Origin of the sequence: Pseudophaeobacter sp. 1A16562 (assembly GCF_041008785.1) — a bacterium.
GTDB lineage: Bacteria > Pseudomonadota > Alphaproteobacteria > Rhodobacterales > Rhodobacteraceae > Phycobacter > Phycobacter gallaeciensis_A.
On record NZ_JAXGFT010000006.1, the window covers coordinates 123784 to 137235 of the forward strand.

General features: G+C 64.4%; 14 protein-coding genes. 5 read left to right on the plus strand and 9 right to left on the minus strand.

The genetic code is table 11. The annotated features are described in order from the left end of the window. Positions 1-3: 3 nt before the first annotated feature. The 6 genes from SM764_RS10350 to mbfA all read right to left on the minus strand — a co-directional run bounded on the left by SM764_RS10350 (position 4) and on the right by mbfA (position 6197). On the minus strand, positions 4-966 hold the full coding sequence (locus SM764_RS10350) for a DMT family transporter (RefSeq protein WP_274868356.1): 963 nt from the start codon (positions 964-966) through the stop codon (positions 4-6). A gap of 93 nt (positions 967-1059) precedes the next feature. Continuing rightward, positions 1060-1515 carry a YaiI/YqxD family protein gene (locus SM764_RS10355; protein WP_274833278.1) on the minus strand — a complete coding sequence of 152 codons (456 nt, stop codon included), beginning with the start codon at positions 1513-1515 and terminating at the stop codon, positions 1060-1062. Next, positions 1512-2975: a Si-specific NAD(P)(+) transhydrogenase gene (gene sthA, locus SM764_RS10360; RefSeq protein ID WP_274838213.1), complete on the minus strand. Its 1464-nt coding sequence runs from the start codon at positions 2973-2975 to the stop codon at positions 1512-1514. The genes SM764_RS10355 and sthA overlap by 4 nt, the downstream gene beginning before the upstream one ends. A gap of 21 nt (positions 2976-2996) precedes the next feature. Continuing rightward, positions 2997-3830 carry an S-formylglutathione hydrolase gene (gene fghA, locus SM764_RS10365; RefSeq protein ID WP_369001734.1) on the minus strand — a complete coding sequence of 278 codons (834 nt, stop codon included), beginning with the start codon at positions 3828-3830 and terminating at the stop codon, positions 2997-2999. 134 nt (positions 3831-3964) lie between these two features. Beyond that, a complete protein-coding gene (locus SM764_RS10370) occupies positions 3965-4894 on the minus strand; it encodes an AEC family transporter (protein WP_369001735.1) in 930 nt (309 codons plus the stop codon). Between the two features lie 328 nt (positions 4895-5222). Continuing rightward, positions 5223-6197: an iron exporter MbfA gene (mbfA, locus tag SM764_RS10375; protein WP_369001736.1), complete on the minus strand. Its 975-nt coding sequence runs from the start codon at positions 6195-6197 to the stop codon at positions 5223-5225. Positions 6198-6427: 230 nt separating this feature from the next. On the opposite strand from mbfA, the gene SM764_RS10380 reads away from it, so the two are divergent. Continuing rightward, positions 6428-7045 (plus strand): TetR/AcrR family transcriptional regulator, encoded by a 618-nt coding sequence (locus tag SM764_RS10380; protein ID WP_368948444.1) that lies wholly within the window; start codon positions 6428-6430, stop codon positions 7043-7045. Between the two features lie 102 nt (positions 7046-7147). Here the strand turns inward: SM764_RS10380 and SM764_RS10385 are convergent, their stop codons facing one another. After that, the gene (locus tag SM764_RS10385; RefSeq protein ID WP_237028443.1) at positions 7148-7645 is read right to left on the minus strand and encodes a c-type cytochrome; all 498 of its coding nucleotides are present in this window, start codon (positions 7643-7645) and stop codon (positions 7148-7150) included. A 121-nt stretch (positions 7646-7766) separates the two neighbouring features. Here SM764_RS10385 and SM764_RS10390 point away from each other — a divergent pair, with 121 nt between their 5' ends. From SM764_RS10390 to SM764_RS10405, 4 genes are all read left to right on the plus strand, one after another. Then, positions 7767-9488 carry a Y-family DNA polymerase gene (locus tag SM764_RS10390; RefSeq protein WP_369001737.1) on the plus strand — a complete coding sequence of 574 codons (1722 nt, stop codon included), beginning with the start codon at positions 7767-7769 and terminating at the stop codon, positions 9486-9488. Positions 9489-9575: 87 nt separating this feature from the next. After that, complete coding sequence (locus SM764_RS10395; protein WP_369001738.1) at positions 9576-10322, plus strand: ArsR/SmtB family transcription factor; 747 nt, start codon at positions 9576-9578, stop codon at positions 10320-10322. Then, positions 10315-10794 carry a YqfO family protein gene (locus SM764_RS10400; RefSeq protein ID WP_369001739.1) on the plus strand — a complete coding sequence of 160 codons (480 nt, stop codon included), beginning with the start codon at positions 10315-10317 and terminating at the stop codon, positions 10792-10794. Before SM764_RS10395 ends, SM764_RS10400 begins: the two co-directional genes overlap by 8 nt. Before the next feature lie 31 nt (positions 10795-10825). After that, positions 10826-11170 carry a DUF2794 domain-containing protein gene (locus SM764_RS10405; protein WP_065271626.1) on the plus strand — a complete coding sequence of 115 codons (345 nt, stop codon included), beginning with the start codon at positions 10826-10828 and terminating at the stop codon, positions 11168-11170. A gap of 36 nt (positions 11171-11206) precedes the next feature. Here the strand turns inward: SM764_RS10405 and SM764_RS10410 are convergent, their stop codons facing one another. Together SM764_RS10410 and SM764_RS10415 are read right to left on the minus strand one after the other, a co-directional pair. Next, on the minus strand, positions 11207-11977 hold the full coding sequence (locus SM764_RS10410) for a C40 family peptidase (protein WP_369001740.1): 771 nt from the start codon (positions 11975-11977) through the stop codon (positions 11207-11209). Continuing rightward, positions 11974-13377, minus strand: a complete 1404-nt coding sequence (locus SM764_RS10415) for a leucyl aminopeptidase family protein (protein ID WP_369001741.1) — start codon at positions 13375-13377, stop codon at positions 11974-11976. Before SM764_RS10415 ends, SM764_RS10410 begins: the two co-directional genes overlap by 4 nt. Positions 13378-13452: the final 75 nt, after the last annotated feature.

The following is a 13452-nucleotide window of genomic DNA, read 5'->3' on the forward strand; positions in this document are numbered from 1 at the left end:
ACATTACCCGGCCGAGCGTGGGCGCGGGCGGGCCACCGGGCGGCTGCGCCGGGTTTCCCGCCAGACTGAAACAAGGCCGGCGCCGATGATCAAGGCCGAACCGGCCCAGACCGGCAGATCGGGCCATTCATCGAACACCAGAACGCCCCAGAGCACGGCCATCGGCATGGCGATATACTCAAACGGCGCGGCCAGTCCTGCTTCGTTCAGCCGGTAGGCCTGGCTGACCAGATAGCCGCCAACGGATCCGGCCAGTCCGACCCCGATGAACAGCCACCAGTCCTGAGGCGCGGGCCAGACCCAGGCGCGCAGGATGTAGTCCACCGCCGCGTTTTCGCCGGTCGCAAACCGCCCGTCACCGGTGAAAAGGCCGACCAGCGCGCTGACCACAAGAAAGCCGAAGGTGGGGTAGAACGACAGGGTCGCCGCCTTGTCGGCGCCGCCCGCCCGGCGGGTAAGCACGTGCAGCGTGGCATAGCCGCAGGCGCCCAGGAATGGCAGGATCGCGGCGGCCTGGAAACTGCCGGGGCCGGGCCGCATGATGATCAGAATGCCAAGGAACCCCACAGCCACCGCGCCCCAGCGCCAGGGACCGACGCGTTCCTTCAGCACAACGACCGACAGGGCCGTCACGATCAAGGGCGTGGCAAAGGCGATGGCGACGGCCTCGGCGATGGGCATGATGGCCAGCCCGGTGAAAAAGCAGATGTTGGCAAACAGCACCGCGCAGCAGCGCATCAGGTGCAGTTTCGGCTGCCGGGTGCGCAGGATGTTAAATCCCCCTTCGAGGGGAATAATCACCGCCGCCAGCACCAACAGCGCCACCACAGAGCGGACCATGACCACCTGGTAAAGCGGGTAATCCCCGGACAGGAATTTGAAGATCACGTCGATGACGGAGAAACTGATGGCCGATCCGGCGGCGGCCAGAAGCCCCAGAACACTGACTTTGATTTCCTGACTCATGGTCCCCCCTGCACGCTTGCCTGATCAGTGACGGAGTTGCCTCTCCGCCGCAAGGCTCTGGGTGAGACTTTGTTGCCGGAAAACTGTTTTCGTTCATGACTGCTTGGCAGCCCGGATCTCGCGCTCCAGTGCATCCAGAAACCGCGAGCGGTCCGCTTTGGTGAATCCCTTGCCGCTGCCCCCCGCGCCAAGCGGGTTGGCGGCGCGCAGGTCGGCCATCAGATCGCGCATCGCCAGCTGCTGGCCAATGTTGGCCTCGGTAAAGCGTTCGCCATTGTGGCGCAGAACCCGGGCGCCGGTTTCGATGCATTTCGCGGCGAGAGGGATATCCCCGGTCACCACCACATCGCCCGGTCCGCAGCGTTCGGCGATCCACATATCGGCCACATCGGCGCCTTCGGAGACGATCACGGTTTCCACCAGCGGATTGGCCGAGGGGCGCAAGCCGCCATTGGAGACCACGAACATCTTCAGCCCGTGACGGGTGGCGACCCGCTCGGCCTCTGCCTTGACCGGGCAGGCGTCGGCATCGATGTAAAGCGCGCTCACTCTTTCGCCTTTTTAGGCTCTGATTTCTCGGGAGCTTTGGTCGGCTGCTTCACCTTGAACTCATCTGGGATGGGCATCCGGTTGAAGGCATCCAGACCCGCGATCTTGTAGGCTTCGGCCAGGGTCGGGTAGTTGAAGGTGTTCTGGACGAAGTATTCCACCGTGCCCTGAAGGTTCAGCACCGCCTGGGCGATGTGAATAAGCTCGGTCGCGCCTTCGCCGACGATCTGCACGCCCAGCACCCGGCGGGTTTTGAGGGAGAACAGCATTTTCAGCATGCCGTGTTCCAGCCCCATGATATGCCCGCGCGAGGTTTCGCGGAACCGCGCGATTCCGACCTCATAGGGCACACCGCGTTCCTGTAGCTCTTCCTCGGACATGCCGCAGGTAGAGATTTCCGGCACTGAGTAGATGCCATAGGGGAACCAGGGGCTTTCGGGGACGGTGGGCGTCTCCAGCGCGTGACAGGCGGCGACGCGGCCCTGCTGCAGGGATGTGGAGGCGAGCGAGGGGTGCCCGATTACATCGCCGGTGGCATATACATGCGGCACCGAGGTCTGGTAGGTCTTGCGCTCGACGCTGATGCGACCTCGGTGGTCGGTCTCCAGCCCCACGGCCTTGAGGTTAAGATTGTCGGTATTGCCCATGCGTCCGGCCGCGAACAGCAGCATTTCACCGCGCACATGGCGGCCATTGGCCATGCTGACCTCGATATGGCTGCCTTCGTCCTCGATCTTCTCGATGGCTGAGCCTAACCGCAGGTCGACACCGTTTTCGCGGATCTGATGGGTGAAGTCCTCGATGATGGTGCGGTCGATGAAATCCAGGAAGGTCTCGCGCGGCTCGATCAGGGTCACACGCACATCCAGCGCCGAGAACATGGTGGCATATTCCACGCCGATGACCCCGGCGCCGACCACGATCAGCGAGCGCGGGATTTCCTCCATTTCCAGGAACTCGTCACCATCGACCACGGTCTTGCCGTTAAAGGGCACGTCATCGGGGCGATAGGTGCGGGTGCCGGTGGCGATCAGGAATTTCTCGCCGGTGACCCGAGTGGTGTCGCCGGCCTCTGTCGCCACTTCAATCTCGTTTGGACCGGTAAAGCGCGCAAGCCCTGCCAGCCAGTCCACGTGGTTGCGGTTGAACTGGTGCTCCAGCACGTCCACCTCGTGGTCCAGCGTCATATGCAGGCGCGCCTTCAGGTCCTCGGCGTCGATCTGATCCTTCACCCGGTAGGCGCGGCCGTAGAAACTGCGCTCGCGCCAGCCGGTGAGGTTCAGCACCGTTTCTCGCAGGGTTTTCGACGGCACCGTGCCGGTGTGTACCGAAACGCCCCCCAGCCGGTCCTTGCGGTCGATGACTAGCACCCGCCGCTTGAGTTTCCCGGCCTGAATGGCGGCAGTCCGGCCCGAGGGGCCAGAGCCGATGATGACAAGATCGTAGTCGTACTGGCTCATGTGGTTCGGTCCTTTTGCGGATCAGTCCCGGTACAACGCCTCGGCGTGAAACGAGACATGCTCTTCCATGAAGGTGGAGATGAAGAAATAGCTGTGGTCATAGCCCGGTTGCAGCCGCAGCGTGGCCTGCTGGCGACGTTCGGCGACAGCCTGTGCCAGGGCTTCGGGGCGCAGCAGCTCATAGAACTGGTCGGCGGTGCCTGTGTCGACAAGAACCGGTCCGTCAAAGCCGGTGTCGCGCATCATCAGGCTGGCGTCATGTTTCGCCCATGCCGCCTCATCCGCGCCCAGATAGGCAGTCAGCTGCTTGCGGCCCCAGTCGCTGGCGGTCGGGTTGCAGATCGGCGCAAAGGCCGAGACCGAGCGGAACCGTCCCGGCAGGTTCATCGCCAGCGTCAGCGCGCCATGGCCGCCCATTGAGTGGCCGGTGATCGCCTGCCGCTCCAGATCGACCGAGAAATTTGCGCCCAGAAAGGCGGGCAGTTCTTCGGCGATATAGTCCCACATCTGGTAGTGCGGCGCCCAGGGATCCTGGGTGGCGTTCACGTAGAACCCCGCGCCCTTGCCCAGGTCGTAGTTTTCATCGTCAGCCACATCGTCGCCGCGCGGCGAGGTGTCGGGGAAAACAATGGCGATGCCCTGCTCGGCGCACCAGGCCTGCGCGCCCGCCTTGGTCATGGCGTTTTCATGGGTGCAGGTCAGCCCCGACAGGAACCACAGGAGCGGCACCGGACCATCCTTTGCCTCTTCCGGCAGGAACAGGCCAAAGGTCATATCGCAGTTGGTGACCGTGCTTTTGTGCCGGTAGACGCCCTGCACGCCGCCAAAGCATTTGTTTTCCGATACGGTTTCCATGGTGAGGCTCCTTGCAAATGAGTGCCTATCAGCTACCCGCCGACGGGGGCCGGGTCCAGTGTTGCGGCGCCCTGTCGCAGCCTTTTTGCGTCAGAAGCTTTGCAAAAGACTGAATGCTGGCCGGTTGATGGAGATTAAAGTCCAGACGCCCAGGCGATAGCCAGCGGTACGGTCAGGATCGACAGCGCGGTGGAAATCAGAATCGCCGCTGAAACCCGGTGCGGCGCGACGTTGTAATGCTGCGCCAGCATGTAGACATTGCCCGCCACCGGCAGCGAGGCCGCCGCGATGGCCACTGAGGCCGGGAAACTGGCGACCGGCACCAGCCACAACACGCCAATGGCAACGCAGAGCGGATGCAGCACCAGCTTGGCAAAGCTGAGCCAGACGGCAACCTGCATGCGCTCGGCTGATTTCGAGGCCAGCGAGGCGCCGATGGCAAAAAGCGCGCCGGGAGTGGCGGCGCCGCCGAGGATCGACAGGAAATCATTGACCGGCGCCGGGATTGGTTGCGCCGAGGCAGACCAGGCCAGCCCGGCAACGATGGCCACGATCATCGGATTTCGCACTAGTCCCATTGCGACCAGTTTCAGGGTGGGCGGCCCCAGACCCGACCCGCGCCCGGCGTTGATCAGGATGACGATGAGCGAGGAGAACACCACCAGATCGACGCTCAGCACCACCATCATCGGCCCGATGGAGGCTTCGCCGAACAGGATCGCCATCATCGGCAGTCCGAGGAAGCCGACGTTGCCGATGGCGGCGCATTGCGCCTCGACCGCTGCGGTAGGCATGTCCAACCCCCTGAGGGCCGCCACCGCTGTGGCGATAAGGTATACCGCGACGGTGCCTGCCAGATATCCGAGGATCAGGTTGGGATCGAAGACCTCGGCAAAGGACAGGTTGGCGGCAAAGCGGAAAATCATCGCCGAAAGTGGGAAGAAGAAGACAAATTTCGTCAGATAGGCCGTGGCCTCTTCGGTGAAGAACCGCGTGCGCCCGGCCCAGTAGCCAAGGCCGATGATCGCAAAGAAGGGCAGGGTTCTGAAGAATATGTCAGCCATCGCTGAACTGGTAACCTGATTTTACCAAAACGAAAAGCCTGATTGCGCTCGTGGGGGAGCTGATTGGGCAGGCGGGAGGAAGAGAAGAGCGCGCGCCTCCCGCCCGTCGCCTCTGCATGAAACATGCAGGGCTCCCGTTGGGCCGCGCCGCGCTGGCGCACGGCAGGGATATGCTTTGGCTATGGTTTTTCCTGCTTCGGCCTGTGCACCGGTGGTGATGGTGCGCAACCCGCCGCGCGTCGGCGCGGCGCTACGCCCAACGGGAGGGGGCAGGCCTTGGGCCTGTTGCCGACGGGCGGGAGCATTCCGCCGCTGTAGCTCTGGACGGTCAGCCGCTGCCGATCAGGGCGCCCGCGCCCAGAACCAGTGCTCCCCCCAGAACCACCTGCAGCGTGGCGCGCCAGAACGGTGTCTCCATGTATTTGTTCTGGATCCAGGCAATCGCCCAGAGTTCCACGAACACGATGACAAAGGCGATGGTCGTCGCGGTCCAGAACTCGGGGATCAGATAGGGCAGGGCGTGGCCAAGCCCGCCGAGCGTTGTCATCACCCCCGAGGCAATGCCCCGTTTCATCGGCGAGCCGCGCCCCGACAGCTCGCCATCGTCCGAGGCCGCTTCGGTAAAGCCCATGGAAATGCCCGCCCCCACAGAGGCAGCAACGCCGACCAGGAAAGTCGTCCAGGTGTCCTGCGTGGCAAAGGCGGTGGCAAAGATCGGCGCCAGGGTGGAGACCGAACCATCCATCAGCCCGGCCAGCCCCGGCTGCACCCATGTCAGCACGAACTGCCGGTGCGCGGTGCGGTCTTCCTCAGATCGCGCATCGCCCGTGAGATGCGCCTCTTCCAGCTCGGCGGCGGTGTCGCGGTGACCTGCTTCGGCGGCCGCCAGATCACCCAGCAATTTGCGGGTGGCGGCATCTTGGGTGCGGGCTGCTGCGGCGAGGTAGAAGCGTTCGGCCTCCGCCTCCATCGCCTTGGCCTCTTCGCGGATCCGCTCAAGGCTGAGGTTCTCCATCAGCCAGATCGGGCGGCGGTTGTAATAGCCCGCCACGTGTTCCCGCCGGATCAGCGGGATCGCCGGGCCAAACCGCTGTTCATGCAAGGCGATCAGCTGGGCGCGGTGCTCATCCTCTTCGGCGGCCATGCCATCGAACATCTTCGCGGTGGCAGGAAAATCCTCCCGCAGCCGCGCGGCATAGCCGCGATAGATCCGGGCGTCGTCTTCTTCGGATGAAATGGCCAGCGCCAGGATCTCCTGGCCGGTCAGGTCCGAAAACCGTTTTCGCTGTGGAAGAAAGCGCATTTGGGCCTCATCTTTTTAGAATGGTTCTAACCATATGGGCATGAGGACAAAGCGCAAGACCCATCGGCAGAGGCGCGCTGCGGCAGAGTGCAGCATTTGTCGTTGTTGTTCGTGCTTTGACGTCGGGCGTTCCGGGTGCTGCTGGAGTGTTGATGACTGGGGAGTTGTTGAACAGCGGATGGGTAGGCTAAAGTGATCCGGTCATCCCGCCAGCGCCACGAGGACCGGTCATGAATGAGCAAGCCAGCATTGTCAGGACCGGACGCAAGTTTGACCAGGTTCTGGAAGGCGCGCGCGAGGTGTTCATGGCCGATGGCTTTGAAGGCGCCAGCGTCGACGATATCGCCCGTGCTGCGGGTGTGTCCAAGGCAACGCTCTATAGCTATTTCCCCGACAAGCGCCTGCTGTTCATGGAAGTTGCCCGCAACGAATGCGCCCGTCAGGCGGATGCGCCGATGGATCTGGCCGGGGCCTGCTGCACACCGCGTGATGTGCTTTGCGCTGCCGGGCGGCACATCCTGTCGGTCAGCCTGTCGGAATTCGGCCTGCGCATGTTCCGGATCTGCGTGGCCGAGGCAGATCGCTTCCCGGATCTTGGGCGCCAGTTCTATGAAAGTGGGCCGATGGTGGTCAGGGCCCGGCTGCGCGATTACCTGAAAGGCGCGGCTGCACGGGGGGAATTGCAGATCGAGGATTTCGACCTTGCCGCGGATCAGTTTGCCGAATTGTGCCGGGCCGATCTGGTGCCGCGTCTGATCTTCAACATCGATACCGAGTTTTCGGCCGAAGAGCGCGAGCGGGTGATCGCAGGGGCGGTGGAGCTGTTCTTGGCCCGTTATGGTAGCTGACCGGGACGAGCCTGTCCTTAGTCTGTGTCGCCTGCTCCGGCGCAGCGCAGTGCCGTTGATGGAGGCCCGCCCTCTGGGCGACCCTCCTGTGTCACGTCTCCCTCAGTGGGTGATAAAATCGTTGGGCGCATTCCGGTAGGTTTCGTGGCAGCTGAGGCAAGCCTGCACCATGCTCGGCACCGTCCGCAGCAGTCCGTTCAGGGTATATGCGTTCAGCTGTTTGGCGGCATCCTTGGCGGTCTCTGCCCGGGTTTCGAAATCATCCCATTGTTGCCAGATCAGCGGGTTGGCGTGTGAATTGGGATCCATGCGCGGTTTCTTGAACCGCTTGCGGATGTCGCCTGTTGTTTTCACCAACGTGCGCCGGGCGGCCTTGGCCTTGGAGGCGTTAAAGCTGGTGCGCCCCGCCATCATGTCAGCCAGCGTGGTAATGGCCGCTTTCTGGGTGGCCATCAGCTCGACCCGCCGCTTGACGTGCTTGTCCGCGATCGGTGCGGCTGCATCCAGTTGCGCACCTGCCAGGGCCAGACCCAGCACCAGAAGGACAGGAATACTGCGCAAGCCGCGCGGCGAGACAGAGGGCATGAGCGGATGCGTCATGAGCGCGGCTCCTGTGTGTGGGGGTGGATTGACCGAATCGAATGATTGGAACAAATGTAGAACATAGGCGGTGCCGACTGCTTGTTTTCGAAAATTTTGGACCATCAAACCGGATCGTGTCATGTCCCATCGCCGCATATTGTCGCTCTGGTTTCCGCGTCTCGGAGCAGAGCGTGTGATGCGCGCGGGGCGTGGCAGTCTTGCCGGGCCTCTGGCCATTGTGGAGGAACTTTCCAACACACAGGTTATTTCTGCGTTAAATGAGGCGGCCGAGGCCGAGGGGCTTTTTGTTGGGCAACCCTTGCGTGATGCCCATGCCATTTGCGCTACGCTCTTGACTCGTAAACGCAATATTCCGGCGGAAACGGCTTTTTTGATGGCTCTTGGGCGCTGGGCGGGCAAGTTCAGCCCTTGGGTTGCGCCGCAGGTCCCGGATGAAATCAATCTCGACATGACCGGCTGTTCACATCTTTTTGATGGCGAGGCGGCCCTGCTGACGCAGATCGATGCGGACTGCGCGGACATGGGGATCACGGTGCGGATGGGGCTGGCCGATACACTGGGCGCGGCCTGGGCGCTGGCGCGCTATGCAGGGCAGGCGGCCGGGCTGCCGGAGGACCGGTCCGGCGATGCCATCGATCAGGAGGCCCGCGCCACCCGCGCCCGCGCGGCCCGCATATCTGTACGCCCGGCGGCGCCGGGGCAAGGGGCGCCTTCGGGCAAGGCGGGGCGCAGGCACTGGACCCGGGGCGGTGCGGCACCGCAGGCGGTCGAGCTGTCGCAGCAGCCCGAACGGATCGCGCCGGTGGGGCAGGCGCACCGGGTGCTGGCGCCCCTACCAGTGGCGGCCCTGCGGCTGGAGGCATCAGCCGTGGCGCAGCTGGGCCGACTTGGCCTGCGGCAGATCGGCGATCTTCTGGATCAGCCCCGTGCCAGTCTGGCGCGGCGCTTTGGCCGGGGGCTGGTACTGCGCCTTGATCAGGCCATGGGCAGCACCCCGGAACCGGTCTCCCCGGCGGGGGTGCCTGACAGTTTTGCGGTGCGCCTGACCCTGCCCGAGCCGATCGGCCTGGTGGAGGATCTTCAGGCAGGGATCGATCGGATGCTGCCCCGGCTTTGCGCCTTGCTTGAGGAACGCGGCAAGGGCGCGCGTCTGCTGCGGCTTGAGGCGCACCGGGTCGATCAGGCGGCCCAGATCGTGACCGTCGGTCTGGCGCGACCCAGCCGGGACCCGGACCGCATCCGGCCGCTGCTGGCGATGAAGCTGGAGCAGATCGACGCGGGGTTCGGCATCGAGATGCTGCGTCTTGAGGCCATGCAGGCCGAACCCATCCATGCCCGCACCCAGGCAGGTCATCTGGAGGCTACTGCCGCCGCCAGAACCCGGCAGGCGGGCGGGCAGACCGTGGCGCTGGAAGATCTGATCGGACGTATCGGCGCGCGGGTCGGGCTGGAGGCGATCATCCGGCGCCACCCGGTCGAGACGCATATCCCGGAAAAAACCGCCAAGGTGCTGGCCGCCGCCTGGTCAGAGCCTGCGCAGGACTGGCCCGCAGCGCCCCATGCGCGCCCCTTGTTGCTGTGGCGCCCGGAACTGGTGATGGCCCCGGATGTGCCCCAGGTGCCCGAACGGTTCCGTTGGCGCGGGCGCGACTGGGAGCTGGCCACCGCCGAAGGCCCCGAGCGCATCGCCCCGGAATGGTGGTTGGAGGATCCGAACTGGCGAACCGGAGTGCGCGATTACTGGGTCGTGGTGACCACCTGCGGGGCCCGGTTGTGGGTGTTCTTTGCCCATGGGGCGGCGCTGTCTCGGGGCTGGTTCTGCCAGGGCAGCTTTGCCTGAACGTGCCCCGCCCGCGGCGCCGATCCTTCGCTCTGCGCCGAAGTCTTTGTCCTTGGGGCCGGGGGCAGCAGCGCCTAGGGTTATGACATGAACAAACCAGACCCGCATAAGCCCCCGCAGACCCCGCGCTTTGACATTCTGGGGCAGGCCATTGGCGATGCCAGCCGCACCCGGATGCTGTGTGAGCTGATGGAGGGGCGAGCCTATACCAACAAAGAGCTTGCCGCGGCCGCCGGGATCATGCCGCAGACGGCGACCGCGCATTTGCGGATGTTGCAGGAGGCCGGGCTGGTGGTGGCGGAGAAACGGGGCCGCTGTGTTTATCACCGGCTGTCCGGGGCCGAGGTTGCCCAGGCGCTGGAACAACTGGCCGCAATCGCCCCTGCCGACAGTCTGTATCTGGCGCAGCGCCGCAAGGCGGGTGGACTGGCCGAGGTGCGCAGCTGCTATGATCATCTGGCCGGGCCGCTGGCGGTGGCGATGGCGCAGGCCTTTTTGCGCCGGGGGATGCTGGCAGAACGGGACGGCGGGTTCGATACGGTCCCATCCGATCTGTGGGCGCCGCTTGGGGTTACCCTGCCGGATCCACAACGCAGCGCGCGCCAGTCCTTTGCCCGGCCCTGTCTCGACTGGACCGAACGGCGGCTGCATGTGGCGGGACCGCTGGGGCGGCAACTGCTGTCTCATGCGCTGGAGCGCGGCTGGATGCTGCGCCGTCAACACAAGCGGGGGCTGACCCTCACCGCGCCGGGCCGCAGGGCGCTGCAGCAGATCCTGGGGCTGGAGTTGTCCGGAAGCGCGACGGAACTGAGTGAGGGAGGACCCCATGTCTGAAACCAGATCTGACAGGCAGGACCAACGCTATACCGTTCAGACGGGCACCCGGCTGCTGGTGCAGGTGCCAAAGGGTGACGCCGCAAAGGTGATGGATGCGATTACCTCCTGTGATCCGCTGCGCTGGGGCGATTATGATCAGGTGGGGTTCACCACCGCGACGGGGGTGCAGCAGTTCCGCTCGCTTCCGGGCGGGGTCAACCGGGCCAGCGAAGCGGCGGTAGAGGTGCCTTGCGTCGAAGTGCAGGTCTTTGTGCCGCAAACTGGCGCTGATCTCGATCCGCTGCTGCGGGCGATCTATGACGTTCATCCCTATGAAGAGCCGGTGATCCAGCTGCTTGCGGCCAGCCGCACCCTGCATATCCGCGGACAGGACGAAGGCAATCCCAACCGGTTCTGGAACCGGGCGGATGCGGATTGGGTGCCCGATGTGCATCGCAGCGATGGGGGTGTGCGCGCCGAAACCGCTTGATTCCCGCCCGGATTGACGCGAACCTGAGATCATGAGCTTTCAAAACACGGCGTCATTCCCCGGGGCAGGCATCCCAGAGCAGGTTTCATTCGACCGCAAAGAACTGTCGGTGATCCTGTCCCTTTACGGTCGCATGGTCGCTGCGGGGGAGTGGCGGGACTACGGGATTTCCTCGCTGCGGGAATGCGCCGTCTTTTCGGTGTTCCGGCGCACCGCTGAACACCCGCTTTACCGGATCGAAAAACGCCCCAAGCTGCGCAACCGTCAAGGGCAGTATTCGGTGGTGGGCATCGACGGCCAGATCCTGAAGCGCGGGCACGATCTGAAAACCGTGCTGCGGGTGCTGGAGCGCAAGCTGATCCGCGCCGTCGACTGAGCCTTTTACCGGGCCCCCAAACCAGGAGGCTCCTTTTCAGGATAAACGTTTGTGCGCAGTGACGGGGCCATCGCCCTGTTCGGCGATCCGGGTGATCGCGGCCTGCAGGGGTTCGATCGCCACGGCCATGTCATGGGCATTGGCGTGGATGATGCTCTCGCCGTCGCGCACCAGGGCAACATGGCCTTTCCAGAACAACAGATCCCCGCGCATATAGGCGCTGCCTTCGGGCAGGGCGCGGCCCAGATCCCGCTCTTGCGGGCCGCTGTCGCCGGGGCAGGCAATGCCACAGGCCAGCAGCGCGGCCTGCACCAGCCCGGAACAGTCGATGCCAAAGCGGCTGTCGCCCCCCCAGAGATAGGGCGTGCCAAGGAACCCTTCGGCCACGGTGACCGGATCCTGCATCAGGCTGCCGATGGGCGTCAGATGCGTGGCGGGGACATGCCCCAGTTCAGTTGCCGCGAAACGCCCGGAGGTTTCGCTGACCCGCAGCAGGCTGCCAAAGCTGAGACTGCATTGGTCCGCCGATTTGAAATCGGGTTTCGCATAGGCATGGGTCGCCGGGGCGCTGACCCAATGGGTTGCTTCCAGCGGCGCGGTCAGGGCCGCCACCGGGACATAGCCGGTATATCCATCCTTCTCGGCCCGGATCTGCGCCCAGCCATCCTGTGAGCTGAGAACCAAGACCGGCGCCCCATAAAGAAACTGCCGGTCGCGCGGGCCATCGGGACGTCGCAGAACATCGACAACCGGAAGGGCGATTCGCGCGCGCTCCTGCGCAGAGCTCTCCATCACGGGGCCGCTCATAGGTTCAACATCTCCGGCAGCGCGGCAAAGATCGCCCGCGCGCCCTGACCGACACCGCCCTTGGGGCGGGCAGGGGCAGCGCTGGGCGTCCAGCCATAGATGTCGAAATGCATGTAGCGGCTGTTGCCCGCAAAGCGGCGCAGGAAAAGGGCGGCGGTGATCGACCCGGCAAAGCCGCCCGCAGGCGCGTTGTCGAGATCGGCAATGCCGGGTTCGATCATCGTCTCATAAGGGTCGTGGAAAGGCATGCGCCAGACTGGATCAGCCATCTGCCCCGCCGTGCCTGCAATGGCAGCGGCATCCGCATCGTCGCTGGCGTAAAAGGGCGCCAGATCCGGCCCCACAGCCACCCGCGCGGCGCCGGTCAGCGTCGCCATGGAGATCAGCAGGTCAGGCGTATCCTCATCTGCCAGTGTCAGGGCATCGGCCAGCACCAGACGGCCCTCGGCGTCGGTGTTGTTGATCTCGACCGTCAGCCCCTTGCGGGAGGTCAGTACATCGCCGGGCCGGAAGGCATTGCCGGAAACCGCATTTTCAACCGTGGGAATCAGCACGCGCAGCTGCACTGGCAGCCCTGCGGCCATGATCATCCGCGCCAGCCCCAGCACGGTGGCAGAGCCGCCCATGTCCTTCTTCATCAACCCCATGCTGCTGCCGGGTTTGAGGTTGAGCCCGCCGGTATCGAAACAGACGCCTTTACCCACCAGAGTCAGCTTTGGTCCGCTGTCGCCCCAGCGCAGGTCAATGAGGCGGGGGCGCGCCGTGGCGGCCCGGCCAACCGCGTGAATCATTGGCAGGTTCTGTTCCAGAAGGTCCTGATCCAGCGTCACCTGTGCCGTGGCGCCGAATTCGCGGGCCAGGTCCTCGGCTGCGGCTTGCAACTGGTCAGGGCCCATATCGGCGGCGGGTGTATTGATCAGATCGCGGGTCAGGCATTCGGCGGCCACCAGCGATTCGACGGCTTTCGCATCGACGCCTTCTGGTGCCACCAGAGCAGCGCCGGGCGCCTTGGCCTCCTTGTAGCGATCAAAGCGATACTGCGTCATCAGCCAGCCGAAACATTCCTGTTCCAGAGCAGTCTCGGGAATTGCGTTGCCGCCATCGCCCCCGCTTGCAAGTGTATAGACCCCTTCGGGCAGCTTTTCGGCTGCCGCCGCCAGCGTAAACCGCTGACGCGCACGCTGTGCTGCGTTGCCGTATCCGGCCAGCGCCATTGCCGGGCCGTTTCCATCGGAGGCCGGAACCAGAAGCACCTGACCGATCGCTCCCTTGAACCCATTTGCCCGCGCCCATCCTGCGACCTGATCTGGCTGGGTTTGCAGCCAGGTTTCGCAGGACGCCTGATCAATAACATAAAGCACAATAGCATTATCGCAGGGTGCGGCAAAAACGGGGGTCATCGGGATACTCCGGTCATGGGGGCTTATTCAGCCGTCAGAGTATCCGTCACCGCGTTGCCTGCAAGCCCTGCTTGA

What these genes read in the sequence shown, in the direction of transcription:
- SM764_RS10370 (WP_369001735.1), bottom strand. Translation starts at nt 4,894, where the DNA reads ATGGCTGACATATTCTTCAGAACCCTGCCCTTCTTTGCGATCATCGGC.
- SM764_RS10380 (WP_368948444.1), top strand. Translation starts at nt 6,428, where the DNA reads ATGAATGAGCAAGCCAGCATTGTCAGGACCGGACGCAAGTTTGACCAG.
- SM764_RS10400 (WP_369001739.1), top strand. Translation starts at nt 10,315, where the DNA reads ATGTCTGAAACCAGATCTGACAGGCAGGACCAACGCTATACCGTTCAG.
- SM764_RS10405 (WP_065271626.1), top strand. Translation starts at nt 10,826, where the DNA reads ATGAGCTTTCAAAACACGGCGTCATTCCCCGGGGCAGGCATCCCAGAG.
- SM764_RS10410 (WP_369001740.1), bottom strand. Translation starts at nt 11,977, where the DNA reads ATGAGCGGCCCCGTGATGGAGAGCTCTGCGCAGGAGCGCGCGCGAATC.
- SM764_RS10390 (WP_369001737.1), top strand. Translation starts at nt 7,767, where the DNA reads ATGTCCCATCGCCGCATATTGTCGCTCTGGTTTCCGCGTCTCGGAGCA.
- mbfA (WP_369001736.1), bottom strand. Translation starts at nt 6,197, where the DNA reads ATGCGCTTTCTTCCACAGCGAAAACGGTTTTCGGACCTGACCGGCCAG.
- SM764_RS10415 (WP_369001741.1), bottom strand. Translation starts at nt 13,377, where the DNA reads ATGACCCCCGTTTTTGCCGCACCCTGCGATAATGCTATTGTGCTTTAT.
- SM764_RS10395 (WP_369001738.1), top strand. Translation starts at nt 9,576, where the DNA reads ATGAACAAACCAGACCCGCATAAGCCCCCGCAGACCCCGCGCTTTGAC.
- SM764_RS10350 (WP_274868356.1), bottom strand. Translation starts at nt 966, where the DNA reads ATGAGTCAGGAAATCAAAGTCAGTGTTCTGGGGCTTCTGGCCGCCGCC.
- fghA (WP_369001734.1), bottom strand. Translation starts at nt 3,830, where the DNA reads ATGGAAACCGTATCGGAAAACAAATGCTTTGGCGGCGTGCAGGGCGTC.
- SM764_RS10385 (WP_237028443.1), bottom strand. Translation starts at nt 7,645, where the DNA reads ATGACGCATCCGCTCATGCCCTCTGTCTCGCCGCGCGGCTTGCGCAGT.
- sthA (WP_274838213.1), bottom strand. Translation starts at nt 2,975, where the DNA reads ATGAGCCAGTACGACTACGATCTTGTCATCATCGGCTCTGGCCCCTCG.